This window comes from Streptococcus sp. ELY_137, assembly GCF_058314515.1.
In genome coordinates, this window is sequence record NZ_JBZFUL010000026.1 from 1 (window position 1) to 7784 (window position 7784).

Consider the following 7784-nt stretch of genomic DNA (forward strand, 5'->3'; position numbering starts at 1 on the left):
ACGAGTTCGTTTGTGGTAAGATGGGTGTAGGTCATTTATGGTAGTTCCTCTCAGACAAATGTGGTGTTTATCTGAGCCTAACATAAATGGCTTTTTTCTGTCTAGCTTAATTTTACAAATTGGGAGATAAGAAAGTAAAACTATGGTAATATCTATTAAAACCCTCGGTTTTGAGAGATAGGAGGTATTGAATGAGTTATAAACCGCTGAAAATTATTAAATATATGAATTCTGGAACAAATGATAAGGAGTATGAAAAACGATTCAACAGTTTTGGAACAATCAAGTCCAAGCTCTTTCCACATCTGTCTAAGCGTGGAGAGTTTCAAACAAGCCAATTTGAGTTGTTCTCAGTTCCTATCAATGATATTCAGCTCTTAACTCAAGAAATTGTCGCCAACTCCAATCGTATCAAAGAGCTGGCAGATTTCCTGCCTGAAGTAGCTAAGGAGCAATTTTACAGAGAGCAGCTTTATCAGTCTGTTATCAGTACCGATGGAATCGAAGGAATAAAGACAACCAGAAAAGAAGTTTCCAAGGCTCATAAATCCCTAGCGCAACACACTAAAGAAAAGATCCGACTTAGTTCAACAGTGCGACTTTATGACGATATCCGTAGCAATGATTTCCTAAAAATTGACAGTCTGGAGAGCATTAGAATGATCTATGATCAGCTAACAGATGGAGAAATTGATAGTGAAGATAAGCTAGATGGTGAACTTTTCAGAGACAGTTTCGTATCTGCCATTGATGCTGCTAACCAAAAGACGGAGCACATCCCACCCGTCTCTGAAAAACAGATCATGACCATGCTGCAGGCTTGGATTGGTTTTATCAATGATCAGGCTATTCCTGTCCTGATTAAGTCCTTTCTAGCCCACTATTTCTTTGAAAATGTCCATCCCTTTTATGATGGCAACGGCCGGACAGGCAGATACATCCTCTCCAGATACCTAGCTAGAAAGCTGGATATCTACTCAGGTCTCGTCATGTCCCAGAGCATCATCAAAGAGAAGAAGAAATACTACGATGCCTTTAAGATCACAGGTGATGCCGACAACAAGGCAGAAGGCAGCTTCTTTGTCCTTGCGCTCATGGAAATCCTAAAGGCTGGTCAAGAAGACATCATCCATACTCTGGAAGAAAAGAGAAGCATCTTAGAAGACTATTCCAAAGAGTTGGAGCAATCCGCTTACACCGATCTCCAAAAAAGCATTCTCTTTCTCCTCTATCAATCCAAAGTCTTCGTTGATGATCCCAGCGACAGCCCCTATCAGACAATGATATCATGGCTACCCTAGCGCATGACTATTCCAAACTAGCCATCAAAAAAGTCATTGACTACCTAGAAGACATTGAAGTTTTAAAACTGACTGCCCAAAGACCCAAAAAGCATCTGCTATTGTAAAACGGCAGAACTCAACAGTGACCAAGTAGGTAAGATGTGCAAAGTCAGAGACAGTAAGACTACCACCATTTCAATGAAGGTAGTTCTATCATAAAACTGTAAGTGCTAGAAAAGAACTAGTATAATGATGGAGTTTTTGATAAAATATGATGTAACAAGGAGGTGTTTTTATGGTTCAAAGATTAACTATTAATCCTGATATTTTATCGACTTATATCAAATCATCGAATACACCTTTAGAAATCATAGAGAAAAAAGTTCCTAAAATTCAAGAGATTTTAGAAGGAACCAAACAGCCCACATTTAATCAAATTTCAGCAATAGCAAATCTCATCAATGTGCCGACAGGACTCTTATTGCTTAGTAATAAAATTGAGACTGATGGCGTTCGGCTAAATTTTAGAACAATTAATTCCCAAGCGATTGATGAAATGAGCCCAGAGCTGAGAGATACCATCCTTGAGATGCAAGAAAAACAGGATTTTTTAAAAAATGAAATTGAAACTGAGCTTGATTTTGTTGGGAAATTTTCTGTTTCCGAGGATATTAATCCCGTCATTACAGATATCAAAAGCTATCTAAAATCAACTTCTTATAAAGATCGGTTACGACAATACCGTGAAAAAATAAGCCAAACGGGAGTCTTCGTTTTCTTTAATGGGAAAATTAAAGATAATACCCATCGTAATTTGAATTTATCAGAGTTTCGTGGTTTTGCTTTAGCAGATAAACGCGCACCAATTATCTTTATTAATCAAAAGGATTCTAAAACTGGCCAACTCTTTACGCTTGTCCATGAATTTGTGCATCTGTTTTTAGGAGAAAGTGACTTACTTGAAGAGAGCTCTTCCTTTTCAGTTGATCCACTAGAAAGCTTTGTTAATAGAATAACAGCCGAGATACTTGTCCCTCAAGAAGAGTTAATGGCAAGGTTTGATAGGGATAGTGATTTCTCTAGTCAACTAGAAAAAATTGCTAGGTATTTTGAAGTCAGTCAATTTGTTATTGTTAGAAGATTATTTGATTTAAATATTCTTACCAAAAAAGAATATGACGATGCTACAAAAAAATTGACAAAAGAGTTTGAGAAAATCCCTAAAAAAGAAAATTTTGGTGGAAATTACAACAATAATCTAAATTTTAGAATGGATCGTCATTTTTTCCAGTATGTTAATAATGCAGTGATGCAAAATAGATTAACTTACACAGAAGCCTTTAATATTGTTGGAGTTGGTTACAAGGGTTACAAAACTTTGTTGAAAGGAGGATAGCGATTGGAATATCTTTTAGATTCGAATATCTATATCAATTTTTATGATCGCTATTATCGGCAAGAATTTTTCCCGAGCTTTTGGAAGAAACTTCCTGAGATATTAAACGCATCTGTTGTTATCCCAGATATCGTCATTAGTGAAAACTATCAGGATGCCTTTTTAAATGAGTGGCTGTCAGAAAATTACGCTCGTTCATACATCAAACATAAAGAATTTGCTGAGGGATGGGGAGCAGTATTAACGCACATTCAAAGTTGTGGTTTTTATAAAGATACTGCTCTCGTTTCAGATAAAGGATGGGCACATGAAAAAATTGCTGATCCATGGTTAATAGCTATTGCTAAAGAAAAGGGGTATACCATCGTTACAAGCGAATTGTCGGTCCCTAGTTTAAATAAGGTAAATCCTAGTAGAAATGCCAAAATTCCTGATGTTTGTAAACAGTTAAATGTTAGGTGTATAGATATGAACCAGTTTTTTAAGGAAGTCAGCCTATCAATTTAGTCTATTAATAGAAGCGTAGAACTAACCAAAGCAGCCCAAATCAGAGGCTGCTTTTTAAATATTCAAATTTTCGAGCAAAGAAAAAGACCCTCAAAGTTTGCTGAGGATCTAAAGAACAGCCATACTAAAAAAGATAACCCCAGGCGCGTGTGAATTCTCGTCCATTGACTTACTTCCATTCGGGAACACAGCGGTAATCCTTCGAAAGCTATCTTTAGGTGCATAATAACATATTTTATATTAAATAGCAAAATGGGCAGTTATGATTAATGAAATTTACGACGGGGGTGATAACTCTTCTTAAATTGATCTTGTTTCTTCATTTTCTTTTTTAAAAATTGTATTAATTTTTCAGGTAGAAAATAGACTGATAAAATAGGTAAACCAAGAATCGTGATCAATAAATTAAACTGATCAAGAGCTAGGGTGTTTAGTAAGTATACTAATAGGATAATTAGTGTAAGTACGTAACTAGTTTTAAAAGAGCGCCTCATATCATTATGTTTCTCTAGTGAAATAAGCTTAAAGACTTCGTGAATTAAAATTTGTAATACCATTCCTTGAAATATGATAATCAGTACAAAGAAGAAGAACCTGTACTTAAGAATTTTAAAAATTGAAATAAGTAGCTTCATAGCTGAATCATCTTTGGAATTAATAATAAATCCTAAAAATACAAAGGATGATAAAAAGAAAAACAATAAAAATATCTTTAGATTGTCTTTCCAGTTATCCATAAATTCTTTAAAATGTTTTTTTAGATTCATAACTTACCTCATAAATATGCTATCCGAATTATAGCATACTAAATATTAAAATAATACGACAATTATATATTAACCTTATAAACTCTTAATTGCTCTTTTATTTAATTGAATATCATACAATCGCATGATTATAGTGAAGGCAGCCTTTTTGAAAATGAGAAAAATGGTATAATTAATCATATGGAACAAGCCTCAAATTTAAACAATCCATTGTTTAAAAAAACAATGTTAAAAATTAACGATGAGTATTTTAATGAATCTTCAGACGATGGGAATTTGTATTTATACGAGAACACATTTGGTATGGAATGTGGGTTGGTATTATCAAATATTCATTTACGATTAAATAGATTATTTAAATTGTTTAATGATAGAATCCAAAACTTAAACTACTATTATTTAGCAGATGCAAGTAGAGAACTCCTTCAAATAATCGAAATCATTGATAGAATAAGCAAAATTAAGGAATTAAACAGTTCAAATTTTTGTATCATTGACACTTATAGTGGTGTTCTAGAGCGATTTGAAGAATTTTTAAAATCTTCTGGAGGCAGTGAAGTTCCAGAAGACATGGCAAAAATAGATATTGTTTACGACTCAGCAATTTTTTCGGTCTCTTCAAATTTAAACAATGATAAATTTCCATATCGTTTGCAACCTATAGGTAGTGGTTCTTATGCAGAAGTTTACAAATATCATGATGCTTTCTATGACAAAGAATTTGCAGTCAAACGGGCTAAAAGGAATCTGTCACAAACAGACTTAAATAGATTTTATCAAGAATTTAATATAATGAAACAGCTTCAATTTCCTTATATTCTTGAGGTATACAAACTCAATAAAGAATCTAATGAATACACCATGGAATTAGCTGATATGAATCTATTTGATTATATTCAAAAAAATGGGAATAAAATATCCCTCAATGATAGACAAAGAATTTGTTCTCAAATTATTAGAGTATTTGAATTTCTATCAACTAAAAATATCTTGCACAGAGATATAAGTCCTAAAAATTTTTTGATAAAAAGATATGATGATTTATTAGTGATAAAACTATGCGATTTTGGTCTAGGGAAAATATCAAATAGCTTTTTAACTGCAACAAATACAGATGTTAAAGGGGCAATGAACGATAGTACCAACCTGAATTTATATGGATTTAAAAGTTATGATATTAGTTATGAATGTTTTGCATTAACAAAATTAATTTATTTTGTAATCACGGGAAGAATTAGCAAACTTACTAAGTTTGAATATGAGGGATTGGAAAATTTTATGAAAATTGGTACTCACCCAGATATTACAAAACGCTATAAATCAATTAATGAATTAAAGCAAAAATATTATCAAATTAATTTCAAAAAGAGAATACAAAAGTGAATAATTTAGAAAAAATTTCATTATTAATAATGACAAGAGAAACAAATGAAGCAGTTCAAATTCTACTAAAAATGGTAAATAATAATCTTTTCATGGTAGATTCTGAACTGTCCATTGCTCTATTACCCTTTTTATCTTCATTGGCTGATGGTTGGATTCAACGTTATGGAACAAGTACAGAACTCCCCGATATCGAAGGAATACCATTTTATGACTTACTGAAAAAATCAAGAATCAGCTATAAACTATATACAGATAAGAAAAATAATAGAGCTAAAAAATTATTAAATAGCGGTGCAGAACAAAGATTAAATATTTTAAAATCTGAATACAGCTCTTTTCAAAAGGCCATGGTAAAGTTAGTAGGCCAGAAAGACCTAGGCGTTTTTACATTCTCAGGAGTTCCATACGGAAATACCAGTCAACTCAGTATCTACTTAGAAAGCTTCTATGATCCAGATGATATTTATACAATATCAGCATTTCAAGAAGTATCACAAACTATCTTAGCTAAATATGCAGAAGTCTTATCTTCTCTTTTAGCTGGAATTTCCCATATTTCTGGACTTTCCGAACTAAACAAAAGCGAAAATAATTTTGAAGTAGCCCAAGAATTATTTAGTCATAAAGATTATTTTTTCAGGGACTCTAAAAGACGAGATATTTTGGTAGGAGAATTAGATGATGAATTTCAACTTTATTTATTTAATATTTATTGCCAGAATAATTTTGTAAATTACGTTTTTCCAAGAATTTTCGACTCTAAAGGTACCTTTTTCTATCGTGCAAAACTACAAAGCTATTTGACTAGTGTAAATGCTATACAAAATTTAAATAAAAAATACTCCAACCAATTAGATAAGCAACAACAGTCCTCAATAACTAATCTAATCGAATGCAAACAGGTATTGTTTCCTCACAAAAGTCAATTCCGAAATAACATATTCCATTATGAGATTTCAGGGGTTCCTATGGAAATTTTTAAAGAAAATTATTTTTATGAAATGGTGGAGTATTTTAGTGGCATAGAATTTAATAATTTTATACAAAAAATTGATAGGGAGATTGAAAACTTGAATGATCTGATTTGTGAGTTAATTAAACTAAATCAGATATAGAAATTAGCCATGAGGAATAAATTTATGAATACCCCCCAATTTAAAAAGTTTAAAAGATATATTGATAAAAGAAAAGATTATTCTGAATATAAGAACCATTTATTTTTAGAGCAAAATTATTGGGATGACTACGGCTATGAAACTCTTTTCGAAGTATACGTGCCCAAGGAAACAGGAAAGCTTGTGTACTTAGGATCTATCAATATAGCAAATTTAGAAGCTGTAAAAATAAATAATTTTGATGAAAAAACAGGTTCAATAAAAAAATATAAAACGTTTGACGATCCTCAATTTAAAGACGAATTTACAAAATTAAATAATAATTTTGTTTCTCTAGGAAATGAGCGCTTTTATATTGAACTACATAAAAATTTTAGTAGTAAACAGTGTGAATCCATATTACTGAGTTTAAATGATTTGGCTGTTTTAGGATCAGGTGTTACTGATGAATTATGGAATAAAGAAATTGTCTCTAGTTCACTATTGCGACCCTATAGAAGTAAAAAAGAGGCAGAGGAGTATATTAAGCATACACTGAGCCCTGTGGCTATAGACGGAAAACGCAATGGCTATGATATTACCTATTCATACTTTTCAGAAAATAAGTTGGTTAATAAAGTAAATTTTATTGCAGACCCAGAAGAAGTATTACCGCAAAATATTCATGCCATTATAGGAAATAACGGTGTAGGAAAGACAACATTTTTTAAAGATATTTTATTGTTAGCCGCAAATAAAAAGCTAGAATTTCATTCAGGGTTTAAATTAAATGATAGGGAAATGGAAGTACGATTCAGTACACAAGACGATATTAAAATAGATACTCCTAATGATTATTTTTCAAAAATATTATTTATATCATTTAGTCCTTTTGATAAATTAACTTTCCAAGGTGATAAACCTATTGGACGTGATAATATAGATTACTTAGGCTTATATAAAAAGGGAAAGGAACCTTTGCACTTAGAAGAGTTGAAGGAAGAGTATGAAAGTATTGTAGAGGATTTAAGCGAGAGTAGAGATAATCTGAGTCTTTTTGTAGAACTAATTTCTAAAAGTAATGCTTTTCCTAAGAGTTTTATCCCCAGTGAAGTCAATCTTGATGGTGACCTGCAAGATTTAAAAGTACGATTAAAGGAGTTATTTGGTTTATCTAGTTCTGGACAAAAGATCGTTATCTTATCAATTTCGAAGCTCATTTTAGAAACCCCAATTTGTAAAATTAAGCTAGACAGAAAAAAGCCATTTATGTTAGGCTCAGATAAACACCACATTTGTCTGAGAGGAACTACCATAAATGACCTACACCCATCTTACCACAAACGAACTC

7 protein-coding genes are annotated in these 7784 nt (G+C 32.0%); 6 read left to right on the plus strand and 1 reads right to left on the minus strand.

The features are described 5' to 3' along the window. The first annotated feature begins 191 nt into the window (after positions 1 to 191). From AC4HAO_RS11175 to AC4HAO_RS11185, 3 genes are all read left to right on the plus strand, one after another. On the plus strand, positions 192 to 1301 hold the full coding sequence (locus tag AC4HAO_RS11175) for a Fic family protein (protein ID WP_491135387.1): 1110 nt from the start codon (positions 192 to 194) through the stop codon (positions 1299 to 1301). 277 nt (positions 1302 to 1578) lie between these two features. After that, positions 1579 to 2679, plus strand: coding sequence for an ImmA/IrrE family metallo-endopeptidase (locus AC4HAO_RS11180; protein ID WP_491135388.1), 1101 nt, complete (start codon positions 1579 to 1581; stop codon positions 2677 to 2679). Between the two features lie 3 nt (positions 2680 to 2682). Beyond that, positions 2683 to 3186 (plus strand): DUF4411 family protein, encoded by a 504-nt coding sequence (locus tag AC4HAO_RS11185; RefSeq protein ID WP_491135389.1) that lies wholly within the window; start codon positions 2683 to 2685, stop codon positions 3184 to 3186. 266 nt (positions 3187 to 3452) lie between these two features. Here AC4HAO_RS11185 and AC4HAO_RS11190 read toward each other — a convergent pair whose 3' ends face one another. Further along, positions 3453 to 3953 (minus strand): hypothetical protein, encoded by a 501-nt coding sequence (locus AC4HAO_RS11190; protein ID WP_491092937.1) that lies wholly within the window; start codon positions 3951 to 3953, stop codon positions 3453 to 3455. Positions 3954 to 4133: 180 nt separating this feature from the next. Here AC4HAO_RS11190 and AC4HAO_RS11195 point away from each other — a divergent pair, with 180 nt between their 5' ends. The 3 genes from AC4HAO_RS11195 to AC4HAO_RS11205 all read left to right on the plus strand — a co-directional run. Next, complete coding sequence (locus tag AC4HAO_RS11195; protein WP_491092938.1) at positions 4134 to 5336, plus strand: protein kinase family protein; 1203 nt, start codon at positions 4134 to 4136, stop codon at positions 5334 to 5336. Beyond that, positions 5333 to 6454, plus strand: coding sequence for a hypothetical protein (locus tag AC4HAO_RS11200; RefSeq protein ID WP_491092939.1), 1122 nt, complete (start codon positions 5333 to 5335; stop codon positions 6452 to 6454). The genes AC4HAO_RS11195 and AC4HAO_RS11200 overlap by 4 nt, the downstream gene beginning before the upstream one ends. 24 nt (positions 6455 to 6478) lie before the next feature. Next, positions 6479 to 7784: AAA family ATPase (locus AC4HAO_RS11205; RefSeq protein WP_491135391.1), on the plus strand; the 1306-nt coding region annotated here is incomplete at its 3' end.